Raw genomic sequence first — 25937 nt, 5'->3', positions numbered from 1 at the left:
TCCTGTTCCCTGGTCTATTGTTCGCCATAAGTGTCGATCGCGGCGAAGATGCGCGTCAATTGCTCGCGCTCGTCGGCATCGATGTCGGGGCGCCAGATTTCGAACAGCAGGATGGTGCGGTCGCTGACCCCGCGGTTCCACGCCTCATGCTCGAAGCTGTCGTCGAAAATCAGAAGCTCGCCCTCGCACCATCTGCGCGTTTCGGCGCCGACGCGCAGCCCGCAACCGTCGGGGACGATCAGCGGCAGATGACAGATGAGCCGCGTGTTGAGCATGCCGTGGTGCGGCTGGATATGCGTGCCGGGCGTCAGGCGCGAGAAGAGCGCGATCGGAGCGCGCGCCGGAATCACGGGCTGCGGCGCGAGTTCCAGCGCGGCGAGGGTCGCGGGACACAGCGCCGCCATCCCGTCGGCGACCGCGCCGTCCTTCCAGAGCCAGGCCGCGCCCCAGTCGGGCTTGTCGAGCAGCGGATTGTTCGGCGGTGGCCGACCGGGCGCGGCGGTGACATAGGGACCGAACGGATCGGAGGCGCCATCGACCATGGCGAGCAACTCGGCGCGGATCGCGTCGGTCGCGGCTTCGACCGCTTTCGCCCAGCCGAAATCGGACCGTTCGAAAAAGGGGCGTTGGGCGAGACCCGGAAAATAGAACATGTTCGGCTGTTGCAGGTAGAGCGGCTGCTCGCCGGCGAGCATCCTGAGCGCTTCGGCTACACGTGGCGCGGCGTTTCCGGTGTCGATACCCGCACCGCGCAACTGGCCGAGCAGGTGATCGGCAAAGGCGCGGTCGGTCTCGGCAAGGAACTGCTCGGCGCGTTGGAGTCCGGGATGAAGCGACGGCGGAACGCTGCGGGCCTGCGCGGCTGTGCCCAGCGCGAGGCGGTAATAGCTGCCCGCCGCGCGGTCGTCGGCGAGGCGGCGCTTGAGCTCCGCCATCGCCAGCAATGCGGGGATGTTGCCGCGGTCGGCCCGGATCGCGGTGTCGAGCGCGGCGGTTTCGGCGGCGACATCGCCGCGGCGATGGGCGTCGCGTGCCTGGTCCAGCCATGTCGTCTGCCCCGTCATGGCTCCAGCCATAACGGGGCGCCGGACCTTTGCAAGCGCGCGCCCGGATCTCAGTCGGCCGACGGCGCCGGAACGGCGGGCGTTTTGGAGGCTCCGTGCAGCCATTTCCGGATCGCGAGCGCGGGCGCCGTCCGCCATCCCGCGAGCAGCAACAGGAATAGCGCTGCCCATGGCAGGACCGCCGCCCCGACGACGAGGAGGAACGACAGCATCACGCTGCCGCTACGGATCAGCATGTTCAGCGCGTCGCTGAACGGATTGCCGTAGCCGATGCCGGGGAGCCCGCCGGTGCCGACATAGTCGAATTGCATCGGCGTGGTCGCGAGCATCGCTTCGCCGGCGCGGCGCGTGTCGCGCTCGCCATCAAGCTGCCGACGCATAGCGGAAATTTGTTGCTGCAATTCGGTGCGCTCGCGGTCGCCGAGGCCGCCCTGCTTGAGCCGTGCCTCCAACCGGGCGATTTCGGCCCCTATATCGGCGCTGCGCCGCTGCGAGTCGTTGATTTGCGTCCCGACATCTTCGCCGCTGATCCGCGCTTCCGCCAGCACGCCTTCAGCCCTTTCGACGCTGCCGAGCGCGTCGCGACCGAATTTGCGCGCGATCGCGGGGTCGAGCTTGAACAGCAGTTGCGCCTCGACTTCATTCCCGCGGACGAGGCGATAGGTCATGCCGGTGATCCGGCAGCGCGTCGTGCCGAGTGCTTCGCACGCCGCGGCGTGTTCCTCCTGCACCTTGGCGATGCGATTGTCGTCGAGCCGGAAGGCATAGGCATAGTTGAACGCGACCCCGGGCGCCGCGGTGACGTTGATATTGGGGCTACTCACAGTGGATGGCGCGGGAATGGCCTGGGTCGACACCGCTTCGGAGGCGTCGACCGGCGCCATGTCATAAGCAGGGGCCTCTCTGACCGCTTCAGCGGGTTTTTCCGAACAGCCGACCAGGGCGAGCGCCATCGCGCCCGCTAAGAGCTTGGTTTTCATGAAGTCTCTCCCAACATGCGACTCGGGTCGCATGTAATGTCATATCATAATTGATTGAGTAGACAATATGCGTCAGGCGAGCTTGACGAAGCTGTCGAGCACCCGCTTGCTGCCCGCTTGATCGAATTCGACTTCTAGCTTGTTGCCGTCGATATCGATGATTTCACCGTAGCCGAACTTCTCATGAAAAACGCGGATCCCGATCGCGAGGTCGGCGCGCGGTTTGGCGCCGACCGACGCTGCGGGGCCTTTCTCGCTGGGGGCCGGCGCGCGCGTGACGGTCGACGATGAGGCGAGCGCCCGCTGCCATGCGGGGCCGCGCGTCATCGTGCGCGCAGGCTGGCGTTCGGCGACATGCGCAAAGGGGTCGCCCTGCGCCGACCAATTGGCGCGCCACAGGCTCTGGCCGCCTCCGAAACTATTCTCGCTATCGACATGCTCGGGCGGGATTTCGCCGATGAAGCGGCTGGGGATGCTGCTCATCCACTGGCCATAGATGCGGCGGTTGGCGGCGTGATAGATGCTCGCGCGCTGGCGCGCGCGGGTGATTGCGACATAGGCGAGGCGGCGCTCTTCCTCGAGGCTGGCGGTGCCGCCTTCGTCCATCGACCGCTGCGACGGGAAGACGCCGTCCTCCCAGCCCGCGAGGAAGACATGGTCGAACTCGAGGCCCTTGGCGGCGTGGATCGTCATGATCGTCACCGTCTCGGTCTGGTCGTCGTTGTCGCGGTCCATGACGAGGCTGACATGCTCAAGAAATTCCTCGAGCGTTTCATATTCCTCCATCGCGCGGACGAGTTCGGAGAGGTTTTCGAGGCGCCCCGCGGCTTCGGCGCTGCGATCGGCCTGCAGCATCGCGGTATAGCCCGACTCGTCGAGGATGAGCTGGGTGAGTTCGGGATGCGACAGTTCGTTCGCCTTTGCCTGCCAACCGCGCATCTGCGCCACGAAATTGACGAGCTGGCGGCGCGCCTGCGGCGTCAGCTCGTCGGTCTCGGTGATCCGCGACGCGGCGTGGAACAGCGGCGCTTGCTCGGCCCGCGCGAACTGGTGGATGCGCGCGAGCGCCTTGTCGCCGAGCCCGCGTTTTGGAACATTGACGATGCGTTCGAAAGCGAGATCGTCGGCGCTTGACTGGACGAGACGGAGATAGGCGAGCGCATCGCGGATTTCGGCGCGCTCGTAGAAACGGAAACCCCCGACGATGCGGTACGGCATGCCGATTGCGATGAAGCGGTCTTCGAATTCGCGCGTCTGGAACTGCGCGCGGACGAGGATCGCGGCCCGGTCGAGCGACACGCGCTGGCGCTGGAGGCTTTCGAGCTCTTCGCCGATCCGCCGCGCTTCCTCGGGTCCGTCCCATACGCCGACGACGCGCAGCTTGTCGCCCGGGTCGAGTTCGGTCCACAAGGTCTTGCCGAGCCGGCCCGAGTTTTGCGCGATCAGCGCCGATGCGGCGGCGAGAATCTGCGGGGTCGAGCGGTAATTCTGTTCAAGGCGGATCACCGTCGCGTCTGGGAAATCCTTGTCGAAGCGGAGGATATTTGCGACTTCGGCGCCCCGCCAGCTGTACACTGACTGGTCGTCGTCACCGACGACACAGATATTCTTCCGCGCCTGCGCGAGCAGCCGCAGCCAGAGATATTGGCTGGCGTTGGTGTCCTGATATTCATCGACGAGGATATATTTGAAGCGTTGCTGATATTGTTCGAGCACGTCGCGGTGCGTCTTCAATATCACCAGCATGTGGAGCAGCAGGTCGCCGAAATCGCAGGCGTTGAGCGTCTTCAGCCGCGCCTGATAGAGCGCATAGAAATGCTGCCCCTTGCCGTCTGCATAGGCCTCCTTGTCGGCGGCATCGAGGTCGGCGGGGGTCAGCCCGCGGTTCTTCCACTTGTCGATCAGCCCCGCGAGCTGGCGCGCGGGCCAGCGTTTCTCGTCGAGCCCCTCGGCCTGGATCAGCTGCTTCAAAACACGGAGCTGGTCGTCGGTGTCGAGGATCGTGAAATTGCTCTGCAGCCCTACGAGTTCGGCGTGGCGGCGGAGCATCTTGGCGCAGATGCTGTGGAAGGTGCCGAGCCACGGCATGCCCTCGACCGCGTCGCCGATCATCCGCCCGATCCGCTCGCGCATCTCGCGCGCCGCCTTGTTGGTGAAGGTGACCGCGAGGATTTCGGACGGCCACGCGCGGCGCGTCGCGATGATATGGGCGAGGCGTGCGGTGAGCGCGGCGGTCTTGCCCGTGCCGGCCCCCGCGAGCATCAGCACGGGGCCTTCGGTGGTCAGGACCGCTTGCCGCTGCGGACCGTTGAGGCCCTGCAGATAGGGCGGGTCCGACGGGTCGGGGCGGGTCAGGTCAGGCGTCGAGGTGGGAGACATGTTCACGCGCGAACGATTAGGGAACAGCGAGCAGCCTGTCCAGTGCGGGGAGATGGTCCGAGGGCGTGGTTTCGCGGCGCTTGAGTTCGTCGAGCGTCGCGCGCGCCATCGCACGATAGGCGGGCAGCAGGCTAGGGCTATGCGCCTCGAGTGTTTCGAGATGGCCGCCGATCGTCTGCGCGTCGCCGCGCAAAAGCGGGCCCGACAATCCCGCAAAACCGTGCGCGAGGCTGTTATCGAGCGCGGCGCGGACGAGCGGAGCAAGCAATGCCGCCGGATCATCGACCCCGGCGCGCTCCAGTCCGTGCGCCGCGCCGCTGATCAGCGTGACGAGATGGTTCGACGCGTGGCAAAGCGCGGCATGATAGAGCGCGCGCCGATCCTCGGCGATTTCGACCGCAACCCCGCCGAACGATGCGACGATTTGCCGCGCCCGTTCGATGGCCTCGCCGGGCGCCGCTGTGATCGCAAACCGCGCTCCGGTCATGCGGATAACTTCCGCTTCGGGATCGCCGGTAAAGGTCATCGCCGGATGGATCGCGGCGACCATTGCGCCGGTCTTGCCGAGCGTTTCGAGCGCCGCCGCTCCGTTGCGTCCGCTGACGTGAAAGATGAAGGGAGAGGGGCCCGCGGGGAGCGCCGCCGCGATGCGGGACACGACATCGGTGAGGGCATCGTCGGCGACCGCGATCGCGATGACGTCGCATTCGGCGATCAGGCGACCGAGGTCCGGTTCCGCGACGGCGCCGACTGCGGTTGCCGCGCCGCCTGCCTTTTCGGGGGAGCGGCCCCACAGCATCGGCGGTTCGGTCGCATGTCGTCTCAGCGCGAGCGCGAGCGCCCGCGCGACGCGACCCGCGCCGACGATGCCGGGCCGATGAAAGCGGAAATCGGTCATGGGCCCGGATGTAATGCGCGAGCGGATGTTTGGCGAATGGAACATCGGCGTTCGGCCGGAAGCTGCCGTCGCCCCCGCGAAGGCGGGGGCCGCTGTCGGTTTACGCAGGCGCCGCTGAATAAGGCCGCTAGCGGCCCCCGCCTTCGCGGGGGCGACGCATTCTCTAAACGGCAGCTCCCCACCCCAAAGCCGCCCATAAGGACTTTATCTCCCCATATCCGGCCTCTACGGTCGCGCGATGCAGCGACGCTCGACAACGCAACTCGCCGGAATGACTTTACCCCTTCTGGCGCTCTCCGCGTGCGCCGGCGGCAATTATCGCCCGGTGGCCGACGCCCCCGTGCGTATCGGGCCCGCCTATAGCATCCGCGGCACGACCTATGTGCCCGCCGCCGCGCCCGCCTATGACGCGCTCGGTTATGCGAGCTGGTACGGCGGCGAATCGGGGAACCACACCGCCAACGGCGAGAAATTCCGTCCCGGCTGGGTCACCGCCGCGCACACGACATTGCCGCTGCCGACCTATGTCGAGGTTACCGCGCTCGATAGCGGGCGGCGGATCATCGTCCGCGTCAACGACCGCGGACCGTTCGCGCGCGGGCGGCTCATCGACTTGTCACGCGGCGCGGCCGAACAGCTCGGCATGAAGGCGCAGGGGCATGCGCCGGTGCGCGTGCGCCGCGTCGAGCCGTCGGAGAAGGACCGCGAACGGCTGCGCAAGGGCAAGCCCGCGGCTTCGATGTCGCGGGTGCCCGAGCGCGAGTTGGTGCGCCTGCGCGCGCAACTCGCCGCGGGGGGACGCTGACGTTCGCATTATGCTTGCGCGCGATGGAACGCGCGCCCAAAGCGTCGCCAACTTTGAAGGGGAGGGGCGTTGCCCGTGGATCTGGCACCCTATCGACAGCATCGACGCATCCTGACCGCGAGCCTCGCCGGCACCGCGGTCGAATTTTATGATTTCTACATCTATGGCACCGCGGCAGCGCTGGTGTTCGGGCCGCTCTTCTTTCCCGAAAGTTCGGCCTCGGCGCAGCTGATGTACAGCTTCATGACGTTCGGGCTCGCCTTTTTCGCGCGGCCCGTCGGGGCGATCGTCTTCGGCCATTATGGCGACCGGATCGGGCGCAAGTCGACCCTCGTCGCCTCGCTGATGCTGATGGGTGCCTCGACCTTGCTGATCGCCTTCCTGCCGACCTATGCGATGGTTGGCTGGGTCGCGCCGCTGCTGCTGTGCATCCTGCGCTTCGGGCAGGGCTTCGGGCTCGGCGGCGAATGGGGCGGGGCAGCGCTGCTCGCGGTCGAGAATGCGCCGCCGGGATGGAAATCGCGCTTCGGCATGTTTCCGCAATTGGGCGCGCCGGTCGGCTTCATCGCCGCGAACGGCCTGTTCCTGCTTCTGGGGCTGGGGCTGAGCGACGCCGACTTTGCCGCCTGGGGCTGGCGCATACCGTTCCTGCTGTCGGCGGTGCTCGTCGGACTGGGGCTGTGGGTGCGGTTGAAGATCGGCGAGACGCCCGATTTCGCCCAAGCCGTCGCCAAGGAAGCGCCGGTCGCGGTGCCGCTCGGCGAGCTATTCCGGCACCATCTGGTCGCGACGCTCGCGGGGACCTTCGCGGTCGTCGCCTGTTTTGCGATCTTCTATCTCGCGACCAGCTTCGCGCTCGCGCACGGGACGACCGCACTCGGCTATCCTAAGGAGCAGTTCCTGCTGATCCAGCTCGGCGCGATCCTGTTCATGGCCGCCGGGATCATCGTCGCGGGCTATTGGAGCGACGCGTCGAGCGCGCAGCGTGTGCTGAGCTGGGGCTGCGGCGCGACGATCCTGATCGGTTTCCTGTTCGGGCCATCACTGGCGTCGGAAAGCTGGCCGCTGATATTCCTCGGGCTGGCGACAGCGCTGTTCGTGATGGGGCTGGTCTATGGCCCGCTCGGAAGCTGGCTAACCGGGCTGTTTCCGGTGCGCGTGCGCTATACGGGGGCGTCGGTGGCGTTCAACGCGGGCGGCATCCTGGGCGGCGCGATGGCGCCGATCATCGCGCAGGCGTTGGCCGAACGCGGCGGGACCGAAACCGTGGGCTATTATCTGGCGCTTGCCGGGATTGTGAGCTGGCTCGGCCTGCTGATGGTCCGCGCGCGGATGCTCAGACCCGAAGCCGGTTGAGCCAAAAACGGTCGACGAGGCGGCCGTCGATCGCAACCAGCCCGGCGGCGATCAGCGCCATGCCGACCCAGTGCCGCGGCAACAACACTTCGCCTAGCAGCAGCGTGCCGAGCAGGATCGCGGTGACCGGAATGAGCAATGTGACGAGCAGCGTGTTGGTCGCGCCGGCGCGCGCGATCAGGCTGAAATAGAGGAAATAGGCGACTGTGGTCGAAAACAGCGCGAGCCCGCCGATCGCGAGCAGCGTGGTCGTTCCCGGGAGCGCGAGCCGCCAGGGCGCGTCGACGAACAGCGCGACGGGCAGGATAAGCAATGTTCCCGCGATCAGCTGCCCGGTCGCGACGTCGAGCGGACCGACGCCCCACGCACGGAAACGGCGGCCATAGACGCCGGCGAGCGCGTAGCACAGCGTTGCGCCGAGGCACGCCAATTGCGCGGACAAGTTGGTGCCGATCCCCGATAGCGCGGCGCCGCCGATCATCACGGCAACCCCGGCAAGACCAGCGCAGACCCCGGTGAGCTTCGCGGGCGTGGCCTTTTCGTCAAGGGTGAAGAGGTGCGCGACGATCACGCCCCAGAGCGGCGTGGTCGCGTTGAGGATCGAGGCGAGGCCGCTGGCGATCTGGGTCTGCGCATAGGCGAAAAGCGAAAAGGGGAGCGCGGTGTTGAGCAGCGCCAGAAGAAAAAGCGCGGGCCATAGCCCGGCGCGGCGCGGCATCGCGCGACGCGTCGCGGCCATGAAACCCAGCATCAGCAGCGACGAGAGGCCGAGGCGGGCGAGGACGAGGGTGAAGGGCGGCACCTCGCGCAGGGCGACCCCGAGAAAGAAGAAGGAACCGCCCCAGAGGACCGAGAGCAGGATCAACATGGCCCATTCGGCGGCGCCCATACGGAGGTTGATCGGTGCGGTCATGGCGCGGCCCTAGCGGCGAACCGGGGAGCGCAACGTCCCGCTTCTTGCGGTCAAAGCCCGCCCGCCCGCACAAGCAGCGTCAGCTTCGCCTTGCCGACCTTACGCTCGGCGTCGATTTCGAAGCCGGCGACGTCCACATTCTCGTTATGCGCCGTTTCGACCGAGATCCAGCTGTCGGGCCCGATCCAGCCGAGGCGGCCCAGCTTGTCGAGCGCGACACTCCCTGCACCCGTGTCATAGGGGGCGTCGAGCATCAGGAGGTCGTAAGTGCGCCTTGCCGGACCCAGCGCCAGGACCGATCCGGCGCGAATGTCCGCGCGCGGCGTTGCGCCGAGCGCTCCCAGATTCTTACGGAGCGCGTCGAGCGCATCGCGATCCTGCTCGGCGAACAGACATTGTTCGGCGCCGCGCGACAGCGCCTCGATCCCGAGCGCCCCCGATCCCGCGAAAAGATCGGCGACATAGAGCCCCTCGAAGCTGCCGAGACGGCTCGCGAGCATCGAAAAGAGCGTTTCGCGCGTGCGATCGGCCGTGGGGCGGGTGGCGTCGTTCTTCGGTGCGAGCAGCTTGCGCCCGCGCCATTCGCCCGAAATCACGCGCATCAGCTCAAACGCCGGCGGAACTTGAAGAGTTCGTCGCGCGGCACGACCTCGACCGCGCCCATGTCGAGCCCGGCGAGGGTGAATTCGCCGTAGCGGGTGCGGATCAGGCGGCTGACCTGCAGCCCGAAATGTTCGAGGACGCGGCGGACTTCGCGGTTCTTGCCTTCGGTCAGCGTCAATTCGACCCACTGGTTGCGCCCCGTGCGGCGTTCGAGATTGGCGTCGATCTTGCCATAGCGCACGCCATCGATCTCGATCCCCATCGCCAGTTCCTCGAGCTGCGCCTGGCTGATGTCGCCGAAGGCGCGGGCGCGATAGGTGCGTTCGACTCCGCTCGCGGGCAATTCGAGCTGGCGCTTGAACTCGCCGTCGTTGGTGAGCAGCAGCAGCCCCTCGGTATTATAGTCGAGGCGGCCGACGGGCATCAGGCGCGGCAGTCCCTTGGGCAAGAGGTCGTAGATCGTCTTGCGTCCCTTGGGATCGCGCGCGGCGGTGAGGCAGCCGGCGGGCTTGTGGAAGCGATAGAGCCGCGTCGATACGGGCTTGGCGACCGGATTGCCGTCGACCGTCAGCCCGTCGAGCGAGGCGAGCAAAGGCGCGGGCTGGGCGATCACCTCGCCGTTCAGCGCGATCCGCCCTTCCTCGATCATCCGCTCGACGTCGCGGCGCGATCCGACGCCGGCGCGCGCGAGCGGCTTGGCGATGCGCTGCGGCCCGTCCTCGCGCTCTTCGGTGGGCTTGGTTTTGAGCGCCGATGCGGCGCCGCGCGCGTCGCGGCGGCCTTTCGGGGCGGGGCGGCCTGCGGGGGGGCGGTTTGCGGCGGGGCGAGACGTCGAGCGAGGCGGGCGGCGGGTCGTCATCGGAACGGATGCGGCTTTCTTGTCGTTTTCAGGGGAGAGTGTTGCGTCGTGATCACGCTCATAGCCGGAAAAGACCCGCTTCGTCGATGGCAAGCAGAAGCGATCTTGCGGGACGGCGCGGAGCGAGTCATGGCGACGTCAAAGGGAGTAACTATGCTCTTCGCGTCCCGCCCGACCTGCATCAAGCGGCTGCTGATCATCGAGGATGATCCGCTGACCGCTTTCGACAATGAACACACGCTGAAACACGGCGGGTACCAGGTCGTCGCGACCGTCGATTCGGGCGAGGCCGCAGTGGCGGTGATGGCGGCCGAGCCGGTCGACGCGCTGGTGCTCGACCTGGGGCTTGCGGGCCACATGACCGGGCGCGAAGTGGCAAGGCTGGCGCGCGACCGCGGGATCGCAGTGCTGCTGGTGACGGGTCGTTGCCCCGCCGACGCGAGCGAGATCGCGCTCGCCTGCCTCGGCAAGCCGCACAGCGCGTCGGCGCTCGTCGCGGCGCTGAAGGCGCTCGAAACGATGATCTGCAAGAATGAGGCGCCGCGCAAGGTAAGCGGGCTGACGACTTTTTGGCGACCCGAAGCCGCTTGAGCGCGACCGGTCGAGCGTTGGCGCGGTCGATCCGCCATTTAGCCGCTTCCAATTTGAGGCCAAGGCTTTAGGCCTTTCACCTCCGAGGGTCCGCATGAGCGGATATGGGGAGGTTCGCGATGCAGCTTGGGCTCGATTCTTTGATACTGCTCCTCGTGATCGCGCTCGTTATCGGCCTGGCGTTCGTGATCCCGAGCTTCGCGCCCTATCGCAAGCCGATGCCGATCGTCGCCTTTCTGCTCGGCATTTCGAGCGGCTTTCCGCTCACGTTGCTGCTGGGGACTATGACCTTTTGGCTATCCAAGGTCGGGATCGAAAAATCGACGATCGGCTTCGCGATCGGGCTGACAACGCCCTATACGTTGAAATTCCTCTGGGCGCCGCTTGTCGACCGGCTGCCTCTGCCTTTTCTGACCAAGACGTTCGGGCAAAGGCGCGGCTGGCTGTTCTTCATCCAGGCGCTTCTGGTCGTCGCGATCTGGCAGCTGGGGACGAGTAACCCGACCAATGACAATCTGGCCGCCTTCGCCTTCTGGGCGATCATCGTCGCTTTCCTGTCGGCGACGCAGGACATCGTCATCGATGCCTATCGCATCGAGATATTGAGCGACGCCGAATTGCCGCACGGCACCGCGATGAACCAGTTCGGATATCGGACGGGTAATCTGATCGCGGGTGTTGGAACAATCGCGCTGGCGTCGCCCGAGGGGTTCAACCTCGGCTGGGCGGTCGCCTATGGCTTTACCGGGCTCGCCGTGCTGCCGGCGCTGCTCGGCGCGCTTTATGCGGGGCCCGGACGCTTCGATCCCAGCCGCGCGCGCGCTGCGGGCCAGAGCTTCGGCAGTTGGCTGCAGGACACGGTGGTGAATCCATTCCGCGAATTCTTCACGCGCCATGGCGCTGTGCTGATCCTGCTCTTCGTCCTCGTCTACAAGGTCGGCGATGCGATGGGGCAGGGGATGCTCAATCCGATGATCGTCGAGCTGGGATTCACCGACACCGAATTCGTCGCGATCAACAAAGGCGTCGGTTTCGTCGCGCTGATCGTCGGATCGGCGGTCGCGGCGCCGTTCATAGCGTGGCTCGGCATGGGACGCGCGCTGCTGGTCTCGGGCCTGTTGATGATGTTCAGCAACCTGCTGTTCGCCGTGCTCGCCTCGGTCGGTCATTCGCCGCTGATGCTCGCGATCGCGGTGGGAACCGAGAATTTTACCAGCGGCATCGGGCTGACGGTATTCGTCACCTATCTCTCGGGTCTGTCGAGCCTCGCCTATACTGCGACGCAGTTCGCGCTGCTATCGTCCTTCGCGGCGGTCGGGCGCACCTGGCTCGCCGCGCCGGGCGGATATATTGCCGAAGGGCTCGGCTGGGTCGGTTTCTGGCTGTTCACCGTCGCTATCGCCGTGCCCGGAATGCTGCTGCTCTGGATTCTCTGGAAGAAGGGTTTCGTGGTGCAGACGGTACGCCAGCCAAGCACCGAGGATGACGGGCACGAGCTCGCGCACCCCGAAGAGGACAAGCCTATTCCGGCAGTTCCCGGTTCGCGCTGAGCACTTCGCCGGCGAGGTAGAGCGAGCCCGCGATCAGCACGATTTCGCGCGCAGGGTCTACGTCGAGTTCGCGAAGCGCGTCACCGACCGAGACGGCGGTTTTCGCATCGGACCCAAAGGCGGCGGCGTCATGATGCGCGTGCCCCGGTACCGGGACGACGGTCAGGCTGGCAAGGCGACCGGCAAGCGGCGCGATAATCGCGGCGGGATCCTTGTTCGCGAGCATTCCGGTGACGAGGTGGATGCGCCGCGGTTCGCCTGCAAATTGCCGTGCGAGCGCGAAACCCGCATCGATATTATGGGCGCCATCGAGCCAAATCTCGGCGCGGTCAGGCAGCAGGTCGGCGAGCGGTCCTGCGCCGAGGCGCTGCATGCGGGCCGGCCAGAAGGCATTTGCGACACCGCCTACGATCGCGTCGTCGGTTGGCTGCGGATTGGGAGCGAGTCGCAGCATCGCGATGGCGAGCCCGGCGTTGCGCATCTGGTGTGCGCCCGTCATGCGCGGGTGCAGCAACGGCGCGACCGAGCCCAGTTTCGAGGTCCAGCGAAAAGCGTCATCTTCTTGCTGGATTGTCCAGCCGTCGCCCTCCGGAAAGAGCGTGGCGCCGACATCGGCGACCTTGGCGGCGACGGTGTCGCGCACATGCGGCGGATAGGCAAGCGTCGCGACGGGGGTCTCGGGCTTTATGATTCCGGCTTTTTCCCACGCGATCCGCATTGCCGGATCGTTGGGCGTCCCGGCTTCGGGCGCGAGCAGGAAGGCTTCGTGGTCGATGCCGAGCGAGGCGATGCCCGCGACCGCAGGGGGCGGGATGATGTTGGTCGCGTCGAGACGTCCGCCGAGCCCAACTTCGATGATGCAGTCGTCGGCGGGGATGCGGGCGAAGGCTAGGAAGGCGGCGGCGGTGGTGACTTCGAAAAAGCTCGCCTGCAGGTCGGCCGCCTCGTCGAGCACTTCTTCGAGGAGGGCGGCGAGCAGCATATCGTCGATCAGCGTTCCGGCGAGGCGGATGCGTTCGTTGAAACGGACGAGATGCGGGCTTGTATAGGCGTGGACGCGGCGCCCCTGCGCTTCGAGGATCGCGCGGAGATAGGCGCAGGTCGATCCCTTGCCGTTGGTGCCCGCGACATGAAAGGTGCGCGGAAGCTGGAGCTGCGGATTGCCGAGCCGCGCGCAGAGTTCAGCGATCCGCTCGAGCCCAAGAATGTCGCGCCCCGGCGACAGCGCGGCGAGCCGATCGAGCTGCGTTTGGACCGCGGGGTCGGAGCTGTAGGCGTGGTCGGGCATGGTCGAGCCTTGATCGTGGGACGGTCGTCAGGGCCTGCTTCTCGTTCGTCATGCCGGACCTGATCCGGCATCCATTTGCCGCTGCGGTCGTATGGACCCCGGATCAAGTCCGGGGTGACGAAGGAAAAGGCCTGTCGCCGGGTCCGCTTAGGCCGCCTTCTCGGGCGCCAGATAACCGATCAGGCGCCCCAGCGTTTCGGGCAGGTTCTTGCGGTGGACGACCATGTCGATCATCCCGTGGTCGAGCAGATATTCGGCGCGCTGGAAGCCTTCGGGCAGTTTTTCGCGGATCGTATTCTCGATCACGCGCTGGCCTGCGAAGCCGATCAGCGCCTTGGGCTCACTGATCTGGATGTCGCCGAGCATCGCATAGCTGGCGGTGACGCCACCGGTGGTCGGATCGGTGAGCAGCACCACATAGGGCAGGCCGGCGCGGCGCAGGCGCGCGAGCGCCACGGTGGCGCGCGGCATCTGCATCAGCGACAGCGTGCCTTCCTGCATCCGCGCGCCGCCCGCCGCGGTGATCGCGATATAGGGGACGCCGCGCTTGATCGCATCCTCGACCCCCGCGACAAAGGCTTCGCCAACGGCGACGCCCATCGACCCGCCCATGAAGGCGAAATCCTGGACGCCGATCACCGCGCCCTGGCCCGAGATACGGCCGAACGCATTCTGATAGGCGTCGCGGTCGCCGGTCTGCGCGCGCGCCGCCTTGATGCGGTCGACATATTTCTTGGTGTCGCGGAACTTCAGCGGATCTTCGGGCGCCGCGGGGGCAGCGATCAACTCGTGCAAGCCGCCGTCGAAGAGCTGCGCAAAGCGTTCCTTGGCGCCGATGCGGTCGTGATGGTCGCAGCGCGGGCAGACGTTCAGATTGTCCTGCCATTCCTTGACGAACACCATCTGTTGGCATTGGCGGCATTTGTGCCAGAGATTGTCGGCGGTGTCGCGTTTCGCCCCGAAGGGCAGCGCGTTGCGGACGCGGTCGAGCCAGCTCATGCGGCGATCTCCTTGGCGCTATGGATAGCATCGGCGAGGGTGCGGGTGAAAGCCTCGACATGCGGCGCCGCGGCGTCGCCATGTTCGGCGATGATGTCGATAAACGCCGACCCGACGACGACGCCGTCGGCGACCTTGGCGATCTGCGCGGCCTGTTCGGGGGTGCGGACGCCGAAGCCGACCGCCACGGGCAGGTCGGTCGCGGCTTTCAGACGCGCGACGGCGCCCTCGATACTCGCCTGCGCGGCCTGCTGGAGCCCGGTGATGCCCGCGACCGAGACATAGTAGAGGAAACCGCCGGCGCCATTCAGCACGTCGGGCAGGCGCGCGGCGTCGGTTGTCGGCGTCGCGAGGCGGATCGGGTCGACCCCCGCGGCGCGGAGCGCGGGGCCGAGTTCGGCGTCTTCCTCGGACGGAATGTCGACGCAGATCACGCCGTCGACCCCGGCCTTCGCGCATTCGTCGGCGAACCATTCGGGGCCGCGGATCGTCATCGGATTGGCATAGCCCATCAGGACGAGCGGCGTGTCGGAGTGGCGCTGGCGAAAAGCGGCGGCAATCGCGAACAAATCGGCGGTCGTCGTGCCCTTGGCAAGGCTGCGCAGGTTCGCAGCCTGGATCGCGGGGCCGTCGGCCATCGGATCGGTGAAGGGCATGCCGAGCTCGATCACGTCGGCCCCCCCCGAAACGAGCGCGTCGAGGTTCGCGGCGGTATCGCCGTCGCCACCGGTGATGAAGGCGACGAGCGCGGGGCGCGGCTTGGCGAAGGTGGCGGCGAAGCGGGTCATTCGGCGGGCTTTTTCTGGTTGGCGGCCTTATCGAGCCACACGAACATCAACGACACAAGAACGACGACCACCCAGGACGGCGACTGGAACCGGTCGCCGAGGCCGAAGATCCTGCTGATCAGCGGAAAGCCGAGTGCCTGAACGGCTGCGGCGATCAGAAAGACGACGAGCGCGCGACGTTGATCGGGCTTCACAACGAAACTCCCAACGCATCGGCCACGGTGAAGATATCCTTGTCCCCCCGGCCCGAGCAATTGACGATGATGATCTTGTCCTTGCCCAGCGTCGGCGCGATGCGTTCGGCGGCAGCGATTGCGTGCGCGCTTTCGAGCGCGGGGATGATGCCTTCGAGCTTCGTCAGCTTCTGAAAGCTCGCGAGCGCCTCGGCGTCGGTGACGGGTTCGTAACGGACGCGGCCGATTTCGTGGAGCCAGCTATGTTCGGGCCCGATACCCGGATAGTCGAGCCCCGCCGAGATGCTGTGCGCCTCGGTGATCTGGCCGTCCTCGTCCTGGAGCAGATAGGTCTTGTTGCCGTGGAGGATGCCGGGGCGTCCGCCTGCGAGGCTGGCGGCGTGCTTGCCGTCGAGGCCTTCGCCTGCCGCCTCGACCCCGACGATCTCGACGCTTTCGTCGTCGAGGAAGGGATGGAACAGCCCGATCGCATTCGAACCGCCGCCCACCGGCGCGATCAGCATGTCGGGGAGGCGCCCCTCGGCTTCCAATATCTGCGCCCGCGCCTCGTCGCCGATCACCGACTGGAAATCGCGGACGAGTTCGGGATAGGGGTGCGGCCCCGCTACCGTGCCGATGATGTAGAAGGTGTCGTGGACGTTCGCGACCCAGTGGCGCAGGGCCTCGTTCATCGCGTCCTTCAGCGTCTTCGCGCCGCTTTCGACCGCGACGACTTCGGCGCCGAGCAGTTTCATGCGGAACACGTTCGGCTGCTGCCGTGCGACGTCGACCGCGCCCATGAAGATGGTGCAGGGCAGGCCGAAGAGCGCGGCGACGGTCGCGGTCGCGACGCCGTGCTGGCCCGCGCCGGTTTCGGCGATGATCTTCGTCTTGCCCATCCGCTTGGCGAGCAGGATCTGGCCGATGCAATTGTTGATCTTGTGCGCGCCGGTATGGTTGAGATCCTCGCGCTTGAGGTAAATCTTCGCCCCGCCGAGGTGCTCGGTCAGCCGCTGCGCGAACCACAGCGGGCTCGGGCGGCCGACATAATTTTTGAGCAGATCGTCGAACTCGGCTTTGAAAGCATTGTCCTGCTGCGCCGCGCGATAATGGCGTTCGAGGTCGAGGATCAGCGGCATCAGCGTTTCGGCGACATAGCGGCCGCCGAACTGGCCGAAATGACCGCGCTCGTCGGGCTGGGTGCGGAGGCTGTTGGGTAGGTCGGTCATCGACCCGCCGCTTTAAGGAAAGCCGCGATCTTGTCCACATCCTTGACGCCCGGCGCGCTTTCGACGCCCGACGAGACATCGACGAGCGGGGCGCCGGTTTCGGCGAGCGCCTGAGCGACATTGCCCGGCGTCAGTCCGCCTGCGATGCCCCAGTCCATCGTGTGGCGGTGGTTCTTGAGCAGCGACCAGTCGAACCGCGTTCCCGTCCCGCCGGGCAGGGCGGCCGCGGGGGCATCGAACAGGATGCGGTCGGCGATCCCGTGATATTTCTGCATCCGCACCAGAGTCTCGGAATCCTTCAACCCCACCGCCTTCCAGATTTCCGCCGGCGCGAGCCGCTTCACGACCGCAAGCCATTCGGGCGTCTCGCTGCCGTGGAACTGGATGATGTCCGGCCGCACCATGCCGAGTGCATCGCCAGTCAACTGCTGCGAGGCGTTGACGAGCAACAGCGCGACCTTGACATGCGGCCCCGCGCGCTTGCGCAACGCTGCCGCGGTCTTGAGGTCGACGTGACGCGGGCTCGGCTCATAATGGACGAGGCCGATATGCGTCGCGCCGCCGTGAATGGCGGCGTCAACCGTTTCGGGCGTCGACAGCCCGCAGATTTTGACGAGAGGGAGCATGGCCGCTCTTTGCTCGTCAATCGGCGTCGAGGCAACCGTCGATGTAGGGCATATTGGCAGTCCCGGGCATTATGCTAGGTTCCGCTCAAGGGGGAGAGTGCGGTGTATCGATTATTGCTGGCTTTATCGTGCCTTTGTCTCGCCGCCTGCAATCCGGTCAATGCGACCGCAGAGCTTGCAGCATCGGAAAAGGCCGTTGCCGCTTTTCACGCGTCTGCGAATGCGGGAAAGTTTGACGACATCTATTTCGGATCGGCAGATGAAATGCAGAACACCGCCGATATTGTGGAGTTTGAGGAGTTTCTGGGAGTCGTTCAACGCAAGCTCGGCAAAGCAGGGAAATCGACGCAGCAGGGGTGGCGGGTCAATTACGGGAGCGCGACGTTGATCGTGCTCAATATGCAAACGAAATATGAAAAGGGCGACGCGACCGAAACCTTTACCTTCAAATCGTCGCCGAAGGGACCGATGCTTGTCGGCTACAATATCCAGTCGCAAGCGCTGATCATGAACTGAGGCCTGCCCTTTAAAGCGTCGCCTCGATTTCGCGCGCGGCGAGATCGGGGTCGGCCGACTGGCTGATCGGGCGGCCGACGACGAGGATCGAGGCGCCGTCCGACATCGCCTGCGCCGGCGTCACGATGCGTTTCTGGTCGCCGCTCTTGCCGTTCGCAGGGCGGACGCCGGGGACGACGAAATAGCCGCCGGGCCATGCCTTGCGCGCGGCTTTCACCTCCTGGCCCGAGCAGACGATACCGTCGAGCCCGGCTTTGCGCGCCAGCGCAGCGAGGCGCACGACCTGATCGTGCGGGGTGCCGCCGACGCCGATGTCGTCGAGATCGGGCGCGTCGAGGCTGGTGAGCACGGTGACCGCGACGACTTTCGTATTGGCGCCGGCCACCGCCTTGGCCTCTTCGAGCATCGCGCGGCCGCCCGCGGCGTGAACGGTCAGCACCGCGGGTTCGAGTGGACGCAGCGCCTGGATCGCCTTCGCCACCGTATTCGGAATATCGTGAAGCTTGAGGTCGAGAAAGATCGGCAGGCCGAGTTTCGCCATCTCGTGCACGCCATGGTGGCCGTTGGCGCAGAAGAATTCGAGGCCCAGTTTCAACCCGCCGACATGGCGCCGCACCTTCTGCGCGAGCGTCAGCGCGGCATCGAGGTGCGTGGTATCGATGGCGAGGTAAAGCGGGGAGGTCATGGCTTGTCCGTCGAGAAGAGGTCAGTGGGGGCGGGCGGAATATCGTTCACCGGCTCAGTCGCGGGGGCAGGGGCGACCGGACGGTTGGCGAGCGCGCGCAGGTCGGCGGCCTGCCGCTCGCTGGCGTCGAGGCGGCGCTTCAGCGACCAGCGCGTCGTGCGCAGTGCGACCCACATCGGCACGCTGCCGATCAGGAACGAAGCGAAGATGACGACGGGCAATTTGGTCTCGGCTTCCCAGCCCGGCCAGATCGTGACGGTGACGACTTGCCAGTTCGCCATCGCGAAGATGACGAGCACGGCGGTTAGCAAGACCCAGATGATCGTACGCAGGATTCCCACTTCGTCTTGCTCCTCTGTCGATCCGGCGACGACACTATGACAGAATGCCGCGCGTTTCCAGCCCGCGGCTAGGCCGCTTTGAACACCCTCTCGAAGATCGTGTCGACATGCTTCATATGATAGCCGAGGTCGAAAAGTTCCGTGAGCTGATCCGCCGACAGCCGCGCGGTCACATCGGCGTCGGCCTTCAGCAGTTCGAGCAGCGAGAGCTGGCCGTCCGATTCCCACACCTTCATCGCGTTGCGCTGGACCAGCGCATAACTGTCCTCGCGGCTGGCGCCCGCCTGCGTCAGCGCCAGCAGCACGCGCTGCGAATGGACGAGGCCGCCCATCCGGTCGAGATTCTTTTGCATCCGCTCGGGATAGACGAGCAGCTTGTCGACGACCCCGGTCAGCCGCGCGAGCGCGAAGTCGAGCGTGATCGTCGCGTCGGGGCCGATGAAGCGTTCGACCGACGAGTGGCTGATGTCGCGCTCGTGCCACAGCGCGACATTTTCCATCGCGGGGATGGCGGCGCTGCGCACCATGCGCGCAAGGCCGGTCAGATTTTCGGTGAGCACCGGATTGCGCTTGTGCGGCATCGCCGATGAGCCCTTCTGTCCGGGCGAGAAATATTCCTCGGCCTCGAGCACTTCGGTGCGCTGGAGGTGGCGGACCTCGACCGCAAGGCGCTCGATCGACGAGGCGATGACGCCGAGCACCGCGAAGAACATAGCATGGCGATCGCGCGGGATGACCTGCGTCGAAACGGGCTCGATCGACAGGCCGAGCTTGGCGGCGACATGCGCTTCGACGCGCGGATCGATATTGGCGAAGGTGCCGACCGCACCCGACACTGCGCAGGTCGCGATCTCTGCGCGCGCGGCCTGGAGGCGCAGCTTGCAGCGCGAAAATTCGGCATAGGCCTCGGCCAGCTTCAGCCCGAAAGTGACGGGCTCAGCGTGAATGCCGTGGCTGCGGCCGATCGTCGGGGTCAGCTTGTGCTCATAGGCCCGGCGCTTGATCGCATCGAGGAGCGCGTCGAGGTCGGCGAGCAGGATATCGGCCGCTTGGGCAAGCTGGACCGCGAGGCAGGTGTCGAGCACATCGGAGCTCGTCATGCCCTGGTGCATGAAACGGGCTTCGTCGCCGACATTTTCGGCAACCCAGGTCAGGAAGGCGATGACGTCATGCTTGGTCACCGCTTCGATCGCATCGATCGCGGCCACGTCGATCGTAGGGTTCGTCGCCCACCAGTCCCACAGCGCCTTGGCAGCGGATTTGGGGACGGTGCCGAGTTCGGCGAGGGCGTCGGTCGCGTGCGCTTCGATCTCGAACCAGATGCGAAAGCGATTCTCGGCCGACCAGATCGCGGTCATTTCCGGCCGTGCGTAACGCGGAACCATTGAATTTCCTTCCTTTTCGGGCGGCTTGTCGCGGAATCCCCGCGTAACCGGGACGGGGCGCCCCGTAGCAGGGACGGGGCGTTTCGCCAAATCTCCCGCAGCGGCAACTTTGCCGAAATCCGGTGTGTTGATCTTTCGCCCCATCAGAAAGGCGACCGATCAATCAAGGTCGCCGATACAGGAGAATGAATGTGTTGAAAAAAGTGCTTTTGATCGGCGCAGCGGCCGTCAGCTTCCCCGCCCTGGCCCAGACCACTCCCCCGGCAAGCGAAGAGCAGGCTCCGACGACCCAGACGCCGCCGGCTCCCACCGATAGCACCGCGCCTGCTCCGGACAGCACCCCCATGGACGAAACCAAGCCTGCTGACGAGGCGCCGACCGAGGACGCGGTCCCCAGCGACACGCCCCCCGCGGCTGAGCCGACCCCTCCGGCCGATCAGCCCGCTCCGGACGATGAGGAAAAGCCCGAGTCGGAACCGGAATAATCCGCTACACTGGAGATAGACCATGTTGAAACAGATGCTTTTGATCGGCGCCGCCGCCGTGAGTTTCCCGGCGCTGGCTCAGACGACCCCGCCGGCTTCGGATCCGATGAATCCGCCGACGACGACCGAGCCGGCTCCGATGCCCGACACGACGACGCCGGACACGACCGCTCCGGCTCCGGCGCCCGATTCTTCGACGCCGCCGGCTGCGACCGAACCCGCGCAGTCGGGTGCGGCGACGCCGACGCAGATCGCGCAGATCGTCGATCAGGAATTCCCGACTTATGACGGGGACAAGAATGGCGATCTCAACGAGACCGAATTCGGTGCGTGGATGAAAAAGCTGCGTGCCGCGACCGACCCCGCCGCCGATGTCGAATCGGCCGAGGTGAAGAGCTGGATCGGTCAGGCGTTCGCATCGGCCGACGGCGACAAGTCGGGCGGCGTGAACAAGACCGAACTTACCGGTTTCCTGTCGCGCGGCGCCTAAGCGCGCCTCGCGGGGTGGTGCGGCCGTCGGAGCGATCCGGCGGCCGCATCGCCGTTCATGCGGCGCGTACTGGCTGCTCGACCGCGACGATCGTCAGCCGGTGCTCGATGCCGCCGCGGTCGGGCCAGTTGATCGACTGGCCGACGCTGAGTCCGATCAATCCCGCGCCGACCGGCGTCAGAATCGACATTCGTCCGGCGGCGATATCGGCGTCGGCGGGATAGACGAGGCGCACCGTCCGCTGGGCGCCGCTTTTTTCGTCGAGGAAGGTGACGCTCGACCCCATCGTGACGACGTCGGGCGGGATGTCGGCGCGGTCGCAGATCGCGGCGCGGTCGATCTCGTCGAGCAGCAATTCATGGAAAGAGATCGAATCGCGCTGATTTTGCAGCGTGAGTTCGGTCAGTGCGTCGGCTTCGCTGTCGATCATGCGGATAAGGGGCATCGCGGCCCCGCTTTTCTTCTTGGTCATGGCGCGGACTTTCCGGCTGGCGCGCGGCCTTTCGCCACGCGCGGCAATATGGGACGGAAGGTGCCCCGGGCTCGGGGCGATCGCGCCGGAACCCGGGGCTAAATGCCCGCGAGAAGCTGTCCTCCGTGGAAACGGAAGCGGAGAAGGCCGCGTCGAATCTGCATCACGCGATGATGTCGCCGGGGGCGGAATAAGTCAAATGGGCTAAAGAAGTCCCATCGCGCGAAAGCTGCGATACTCCGAACCGCCGATGACGATGTGATCGTGCAGCGCGATCCCGAGCTTTGCGGCCGCGCTCGCGATCTCGCGGGTGATGGCGATGTCCTGCCGGCTCGGTTCGGGGCTGCCGCTTGGATGATTGTGGACGAGGATGATCGCTGAGGCGCCGAGTTCCAATGCGCGCTTGATCACCTCGCGGACATAGATGGCCGACTGGTCGATCGATCCCTCGCTCGCAAGCTCGTCGCGGATCAGCATGTTGCGCGAATTGAGATAGAGGACGCGGACGCGCTCGACGTCGATCGGTCCCATGTCGGCGCGCAGCCAGTCGAGAAGGGCGTCCCAGCTCGACAAGAGCGGTTTGTCGCGAAACTCGCCTTTCAAAAGGCGCAGAGCGGCCGCCTGGACGATCTTGAGTGCCGCGATCCCGGTGTCGCCGAGCCCGTGGACGCGGCGCAGCGATTCGGGATCGGCGCTCACAAGCTGCGCAAGCGACCCGAATTCGCGGAGCAGCGCCTTTGCGAGCGGCTTGGTGTCCCGGCGCGGGATCGCGAGGGCGAGCAGATATTCCACCAGTTCATAATCCGCGAGCCCTTCGGAATCGGCGAGCAAACGCGATCGCAGCCGCGCGCGGTGCCCGAGATGATCCGGTGTTTCCCTGTCCCCCATGGTGCGGGAATAACCGCCTTGTGGGGCGCACTCAACGGTCATAGGAAAAGGAAGATGGCGAACCGGATCAGTTTCTTGCAGCGAAATATGATGTCCGGCGTTTCTCCCCTGAACAGGATTTGGGGTGAGGGACGAGATTTTGCCGCCATGACGTCATCGGCCAGCCTAGCATGACTGACGCGACGGACGGAGCGGCGCCGAGGTTCAAATACCGGAAGCTGCTGTTCAAGAAGCGATGGCTGACCGCCGGCGCGGTGATCGTCCTCGTCGCGGGGGCCTGGATCGCGCGCGAACCGATCGCCGACGAGTTTATCCGGGGGGAACTCAGTGGCCGCGACGTTCCCGCGCGTTACACGATCGAGCGGATCGGCTTTCGCAGCGAGATATTGTCCGACATCGTTATCGGCGACCCGAAGCGGCCCGACCTGACGGCGCGGCGCGTCGAAGTCCTGCTCGGCTATGGCTGGTCGGGGCCCTATGTGTCGGGAATCAACGCCGAGGGTGTCCGGCTTTATGGCCGCTTCATCGACGGGCGGCTGTCGTTCGGTTCGCTCGACAAGTTTCGCGATCCCGAAAGCAAGGATCCCTTCGCCTTGCCCGATCTGTCGGTGGCCCTCCGCGATGCGCGGGCGCGGGTCGAGACGCCGTGGGGCGACGTCGGCGCGGCGCTGAACGGCGGCGGCAATCTGCGCCGCGATTTTACCGGCAAGCTCGCGCTGATTGCTCCGCGGGTCGCGGCGGCGGGGTGCAACGGCGACGATGTCAGCTTCTATGGGACAATCCTCGTCCGCGATGTCCGGCCGCAGCTGGTGGGGCCGCTGCGCGGACGCTCGCTTCGCTGCGCCGACGGCAGCGTCAGTGCGGCGTCGCCGCAAATCGCGCTCGACCTGTCGCTGACGGAGGATTTGCAGAGCTGGAAGGGCAAGGCCGACGCCAGCATCGTGCGGTTGATCGCCGGATCGCTCGCCGCCGACCGGATGGGGCTGCTCGCCAGCTTCGACGGGACCGCAGTGCTGACCAAACTCGCCATCGACGCCGACATGGCGCGCCTGCGTGGACCCGATTTCGCGGCCGAGAGCGTGAATCTCGAGGCCGAGGGCAGCGTCGGCAGCGCGGCGCCGAAGTTCGACGGCCGCATTGGTTTCGCACGCGCGAGCGGCAGCGCGGATTTGCGCCGCTCGCTCGCCGAAAGCGCGCGCGGACTGGCGGGATCGCCGGTCGGGCCACTTGCGGAAAAGGCGATGGCGGCGCTTGGCCGCGTGCTCGCCGATGCGAGCGGCAGCGCGGGGTTCGCGCTCGCGGGCGAGGGGGCGACCGCGCGGGTCGACCTGATCGCGCCCGAACTGACGAGCGCGAGCGGCGCCCGCTTCACCGGCAGCGCCGACAGCCGCATCGGCTATCTCTATGGCGCGGACGAACCCGCGGTGATCGCGACGGGCCGCTGGAGCATCGATGGCGGCGATCTGCCGTCGGGGACGCTCAGCATCGATCGCGACGAGGACGGCCGGGTGACAGGCCTTGCCAGCTTCGAACCCTATAGCGCCGAAGGGGCGCGGCTTGCGCTGACGCCGGTGCGCTTTTCGGGCGGCGTCGGCGGCCTGCTCCGCTTCGCGACGACCGCGGCGCTGTCGGGCCCGCTCGTGGGCGGGCGCGTCGAGCGGCTGACGGTGCCGCTGAACGGTTTTCTCGCTCCAACTGGAGCCCTTGCGCTCGACGGCGGATGCAGTCGCCTCGCCGTCGACCGGATCGAGGTCGGCGGATTCCGGCTCGGTCGCAGCGCGATCGATCTGTGCAGCCGTCCGGGCGCGCCGCTGCTCAGCGCCGGGCCGGGCGGGCTGCGCGGCGATATCCGCATTCCGCGCATCGCCTTGCGAGGAACGAGTGGCAGCTCGCCGCTCAGCCTGACGAGCGGGCCGGCGAACATCGACCTCACGGCGATGCGCTGGTCGCTCGCGGGCGCCGATATCCGAATGGGCAAGGGGGAGGGCGCGACGCGCTTCGCCGCCGACAGCCTGAACGGGCGCGCGATACCGCACGGCATGGCCGGCGAGCTTCGCGGCGCCGAGGGCAAGATCGGCGCAGTGCCCCTCAACATGAGCGAGATTGCAGGGCAGTGGCGTTTCGCTAATGGCGCGTTGACGCTCGACGGCGGGCTTTTGCTCACCGACGCCGCGCCCGACGCACGCTTCTCCCCGCTCGTCAGCGATGATGCGAACCTGCGTTTCGCCGATGGAATCATCGAAGCGAAAGCCGGCTTCAACGAACGGAAGACCGGAACGAAAATCCTCGACACGCTGATCCGTCACCGTTTCGCCGACAGCAGCGGCTCGGCGGACCTCGTCGTCGAGGAACTCCGGTTCGACGAGGCATTCCAGCCTGACCAGCTGACCAGCCTCGCGCTCGGCGTTGTCGCCAACGTCCAGGGCTCGGTGGTCGGCGACGGACGGATCGAGTGGACCGCCGACGGCGTCACGAGCCGCGGCACCTTCGCCACCGCCGATGCCAGCCTCGCCGCGGCCTTCGGTCCGGTGACCGGGCTGACGACGACGCTGAGCTTCGACGATCTGATCGGACTCAAGTCGGCGCCGGGACAGATCGCGAAGATCACGGAGATCAATCCGGGTATTCCCGTGGTCGACGGTGAGATCGAATATCGGCTGCTCGGCGACAACCGCGTCCGCATCGAGGGCGGGAGCTGGCCCTTCGGCGGCGGCAAGCTGCTGCTCCACCCGACGACGCTCGATTTCAATGCCGACAAGGCGCGGCGGCTGTCGTTCGACATCGTCGGCGTCGACGCCGCGGTGTTCCTGCAGAATTTCGGGTTCGACAATATCAACGCAACGGGTGTGTTCGACGGGACGCTGCCCGTCGAATTCGACGGGCTCGGCGGGCGCATCGTTGGCGGACGCATCGATTCGCGCGCCGGCGGCGGCACGCTCGCCTATGTCGGCGAATTGTCGAACCGCAATCTCGGCACGATCGCCAATTTTGCCTTTGGTGCGCTGCGCAGCCTCAAATATGACGATCTGACGATCATCCTGAATGGGGATCTCGACGGCGAAATGGTGACCGACATCCGCTTTGGCGGCGTAGGACAGGGCGAGGGGGCGACGCGCAATTTCCTGACCAATCAGGTTGCGAAACTGCCGCTGGTCTTCAATGTGAAGATCAAGGCGCCGTTCCGCCAGCTCCTCACCTCGGCGAAGGGGTTTTACGACCCCTCGCTGCTGATCGAACAGAATTTGCCCGCCCTGATGCGGGCCCAGGAAGAAGCCGAAGCCGCCGCAGGGGGTGAGGCCGCCCCCGTTCAGCCACCAGAAAGCGAGCCTGTGCGATGAAGAGAACCAAGATAGGAGCAAGGAGGCCGACCATTGACGTCAGGCATGTTGCGGTGATGATAGGTGCGCCGACCCTGATGGGGGCCCTTACGGGCTGCGTGCAGATCGAAACGCCCGACAAGCCGATCGAGATCAACCTGAACATCAACATCCGGCAGGAAGTAGTGTACAGGCTTGATGGCGATGCCAAAAAGCTCATCGAGCAGAATAGCGAGATATTCTGATGGGGAAGAATG

The 25937-nt window shown here is 66.2% G+C and carries 27 protein-coding genes; 9 read left to right on the top strand and 18 right to left on the bottom strand.

Translation table 11 applies throughout. The annotated features are described in order from the left end of the window. Positions 1-14: 14 nt before the first annotated feature. The 4 genes from FG95_RS19560 to FG95_RS19545 form a co-directional block, all read right to left on the bottom strand. Positions 15-1064, bottom strand: a complete 1050-nt coding sequence (locus tag FG95_RS19560; protein WP_235211629.1) for an aspartyl/asparaginyl beta-hydroxylase domain-containing protein — start codon at positions 1062-1064, stop codon at positions 15-17. Positions 1065-1114: 50 nt separating this feature from the next. Next, complete coding sequence (locus tag FG95_RS19555) at positions 1115-2044, bottom strand: DUF4349 domain-containing protein (RefSeq protein WP_037558151.1); 930 nt, start codon at positions 2042-2044, stop codon at positions 1115-1117. Between the two features lie 72 nt (positions 2045-2116). Next, positions 2117-4423, bottom strand: coding sequence for an ATP-dependent helicase (locus tag FG95_RS19550; protein WP_037558204.1), 2307 nt, complete (start codon positions 4421-4423; stop codon positions 2117-2119). A 16-nt stretch (positions 4424-4439) separates the two neighbouring features. After that, on the bottom strand, positions 4440-5321 hold the full coding sequence (locus FG95_RS19545) for a Rossmann-like and DUF2520 domain-containing protein (protein ID WP_037558149.1): 882 nt from the start codon (positions 5319-5321) through the stop codon (positions 4440-4442). Between the two features lie 271 nt (positions 5322-5592). Between FG95_RS19545 and FG95_RS19540 the strand changes: the two genes are divergently transcribed. Then, the gene (locus FG95_RS19540; RefSeq protein WP_037558147.1) at positions 5593-6126 is read left to right on the top strand and encodes a septal ring lytic transglycosylase RlpA family protein; all 534 of its coding nucleotides are present in this window, start codon (positions 5593-5595) and stop codon (positions 6124-6126) included. A gap of 69 nt (positions 6127-6195) precedes the next feature. Further along, entirely contained in the window at positions 6196-7482 is a 1287-nt protein-coding gene (locus tag FG95_RS19535; protein WP_235211628.1) for an MFS transporter, read from the top strand. Here FG95_RS19535 and FG95_RS19530 read toward each other — a convergent pair. The 3 genes from FG95_RS19530 to FG95_RS19520 are packed head-to-tail and all read right to left on the bottom strand — an operon-like array spanning position 7463 to position 9857. Beyond that, complete coding sequence (locus FG95_RS19530) at positions 7463-8395, bottom strand: DMT family transporter (RefSeq protein ID WP_037558145.1); 933 nt, start codon at positions 8393-8395, stop codon at positions 7463-7465. The genes FG95_RS19535 and FG95_RS19530 overlap by 20 nt on opposite strands. A 50-nt stretch (positions 8396-8445) precedes the next feature. Continuing rightward, positions 8446-8997 carry a 16S rRNA (guanine(966)-N(2))-methyltransferase RsmD gene (gene rsmD / locus FG95_RS19525; protein WP_037558143.1) on the bottom strand — a complete coding sequence of 184 codons (552 nt, stop codon included), beginning with the start codon at positions 8995-8997 and terminating at the stop codon, positions 8446-8448. Beyond that, a complete protein-coding gene (locus FG95_RS19520) occupies positions 8997-9857 on the bottom strand; it encodes a pseudouridine synthase (RefSeq protein WP_037558141.1) in 861 nt (286 codons plus the stop codon). Before FG95_RS19520 ends, rsmD begins: the two co-directional genes overlap by 1 nt. Positions 9858-10010: 153 nt before the next feature. Here FG95_RS19520 and FG95_RS19515 point away from each other — a divergent pair, with 153 nt between their 5' ends. Together FG95_RS19515 and FG95_RS19510 are read left to right on the top strand one after the other, a co-directional pair. Next, positions 10011-10448, top strand: coding sequence for a response regulator (locus FG95_RS19515; RefSeq protein ID WP_037558139.1), 438 nt, complete (start codon positions 10011-10013; stop codon positions 10446-10448). 119 nt (positions 10449-10567) lie between these two features. Then, positions 10568-11998, top strand: a complete 1431-nt coding sequence (locus tag FG95_RS19510; RefSeq protein ID WP_152567721.1) for an AmpG family muropeptide MFS transporter — start codon at positions 10568-10570, stop codon at positions 11996-11998. On the opposite strand, the gene FG95_RS19505 is transcribed toward FG95_RS19510, so the two are convergent. The 6 genes from FG95_RS19505 to FG95_RS19480 form a co-directional block, all read right to left on the bottom strand. Then, the gene (locus tag FG95_RS19505) at positions 11970-13286 is read right to left on the bottom strand and encodes a bifunctional folylpolyglutamate synthase/dihydrofolate synthase (protein WP_037558137.1); all 1317 of its coding nucleotides are present in this window, start codon (positions 13284-13286) and stop codon (positions 11970-11972) included. The genes FG95_RS19510 and FG95_RS19505 overlap by 29 nt on opposite strands. A gap of 147 nt (positions 13287-13433) precedes the next feature. Beyond that, on the bottom strand, positions 13434-14285 hold the full coding sequence (accD, locus tag FG95_RS19500) for an acetyl-CoA carboxylase, carboxyltransferase subunit beta (protein ID WP_037558135.1): 852 nt from the start codon (positions 14283-14285) through the stop codon (positions 13434-13436). After that, entirely contained in the window at positions 14282-15073 is a 792-nt protein-coding gene (gene trpA / locus FG95_RS19495) for a tryptophan synthase subunit alpha (RefSeq protein WP_037558132.1), read from the bottom strand. Before trpA ends, accD begins: the two co-directional genes overlap by 4 nt. Further along, entirely contained in the window at positions 15070-15267 is a 198-nt protein-coding gene (locus FG95_RS19490) for a hypothetical protein (RefSeq protein ID WP_037558129.1), read from the bottom strand. The genes trpA and FG95_RS19490 overlap by 4 nt, the downstream gene beginning before the upstream one ends. Then, positions 15264-16475, bottom strand: a complete 1212-nt coding sequence (gene trpB / locus FG95_RS19485; protein WP_037558127.1) for a tryptophan synthase subunit beta — start codon at positions 16473-16475, stop codon at positions 15264-15266. The genes FG95_RS19490 and trpB overlap by 4 nt, the downstream gene beginning before the upstream one ends. Beyond that, entirely contained in the window at positions 16472-17101 is a 630-nt protein-coding gene (locus FG95_RS19480) for a phosphoribosylanthranilate isomerase (RefSeq protein ID WP_037558125.1), read from the bottom strand. Before FG95_RS19480 ends, trpB begins: the two co-directional genes overlap by 4 nt. A 102-nt stretch (positions 17102-17203) precedes the next feature. On the opposite strand from FG95_RS19480, the gene FG95_RS19475 reads away from it, so the two are divergent. Then, positions 17204-17617, top strand: coding sequence for a hypothetical protein (locus tag FG95_RS19475; RefSeq protein WP_152567720.1), 414 nt, complete (start codon positions 17204-17206; stop codon positions 17615-17617). A gap of 10 nt (positions 17618-17627) precedes the next feature. Here FG95_RS19475 and pyrF read toward each other — a convergent pair whose 3' ends face one another. From pyrF to purB, 3 genes are all read right to left on the bottom strand, one after another. Further along, positions 17628-18302, bottom strand: coding sequence for an orotidine-5'-phosphate decarboxylase (pyrF, locus tag FG95_RS19470; RefSeq protein ID WP_037558121.1), 675 nt, complete (start codon positions 18300-18302; stop codon positions 17628-17630). Next, positions 18299-18643, bottom strand: coding sequence for a lipopolysaccharide assembly protein LapA domain-containing protein (locus tag FG95_RS19465; RefSeq protein ID WP_037558119.1), 345 nt, complete (start codon positions 18641-18643; stop codon positions 18299-18301). Before FG95_RS19465 ends, pyrF begins: the two co-directional genes overlap by 4 nt. Before the next feature lie 68 nt (positions 18644-18711). Then, positions 18712-20028 carry an adenylosuccinate lyase gene (gene purB / locus FG95_RS19460; RefSeq protein ID WP_037558117.1) on the bottom strand — a complete coding sequence of 439 codons (1317 nt, stop codon included), beginning with the start codon at positions 20026-20028 and terminating at the stop codon, positions 18712-18714. Between the two features lie 191 nt (positions 20029-20219). Between purB and FG95_RS20845 the strand changes: the two genes are divergently transcribed. Both FG95_RS20845 and FG95_RS19450 read left to right on the top strand, forming a co-directional pair. After that, entirely contained in the window at positions 20220-20513 is a 294-nt protein-coding gene (locus FG95_RS20845) for a hypothetical protein (RefSeq protein ID WP_161786585.1), read from the top strand. 22 nt (positions 20514-20535) lie between these two features. After that, positions 20536-21003 carry a calcium-binding protein gene (locus tag FG95_RS19450; protein WP_037558114.1) on the top strand — a complete coding sequence of 156 codons (468 nt, stop codon included), beginning with the start codon at positions 20536-20538 and terminating at the stop codon, positions 21001-21003. 55 nt (positions 21004-21058) lie between these two features. On the opposite strand, the gene rnk is transcribed toward FG95_RS19450, so the two are convergent. Both rnk and radC read right to left on the bottom strand, forming a co-directional pair. Continuing rightward, positions 21059-21475: a nucleoside diphosphate kinase regulator gene (gene rnk, locus FG95_RS19445; RefSeq protein ID WP_037558112.1), complete on the bottom strand. Its 417-nt coding sequence runs from the start codon at positions 21473-21475 to the stop codon at positions 21059-21061. A gap of 204 nt (positions 21476-21679) precedes the next feature. Continuing rightward, complete coding sequence (radC, locus tag FG95_RS19440; RefSeq protein ID WP_037558111.1) at positions 21680-22363, bottom strand: RadC family protein; 684 nt, start codon at positions 22361-22363, stop codon at positions 21680-21682. Between the two features lie 170 nt (positions 22364-22533). Between radC and FG95_RS19435 the strand changes: the two genes are divergently transcribed. Together FG95_RS19435 and FG95_RS19430 are read left to right on the top strand one after the other, a co-directional pair. Further along, the gene (locus FG95_RS19435; protein WP_037558110.1) at positions 22534-25701 is read left to right on the top strand and encodes a YdbH domain-containing protein; all 3168 of its coding nucleotides are present in this window, start codon (positions 22534-22536) and stop codon (positions 25699-25701) included. Continuing rightward, positions 25698-25925: a YnbE family lipoprotein gene (locus FG95_RS19430; protein ID WP_037558108.1), complete on the top strand. Its 228-nt coding sequence runs from the start codon at positions 25698-25700 to the stop codon at positions 25923-25925. Before FG95_RS19435 ends, FG95_RS19430 begins: the two co-directional genes overlap by 4 nt. Positions 25926-25937 lie beyond the last annotated feature (12 nt).

It is taken from the genome of Sphingopyxis sp. LC363 (genome assembly GCF_000756385.1).
Lineage (GTDB): Bacteria > Pseudomonadota > Alphaproteobacteria > Sphingomonadales > Sphingomonadaceae > Sphingopyxis.
The sequence above is the reverse complement of the archived record's forward strand: the minus strand, read 5'-3'. Positions and strand labels throughout refer to the sequence as shown.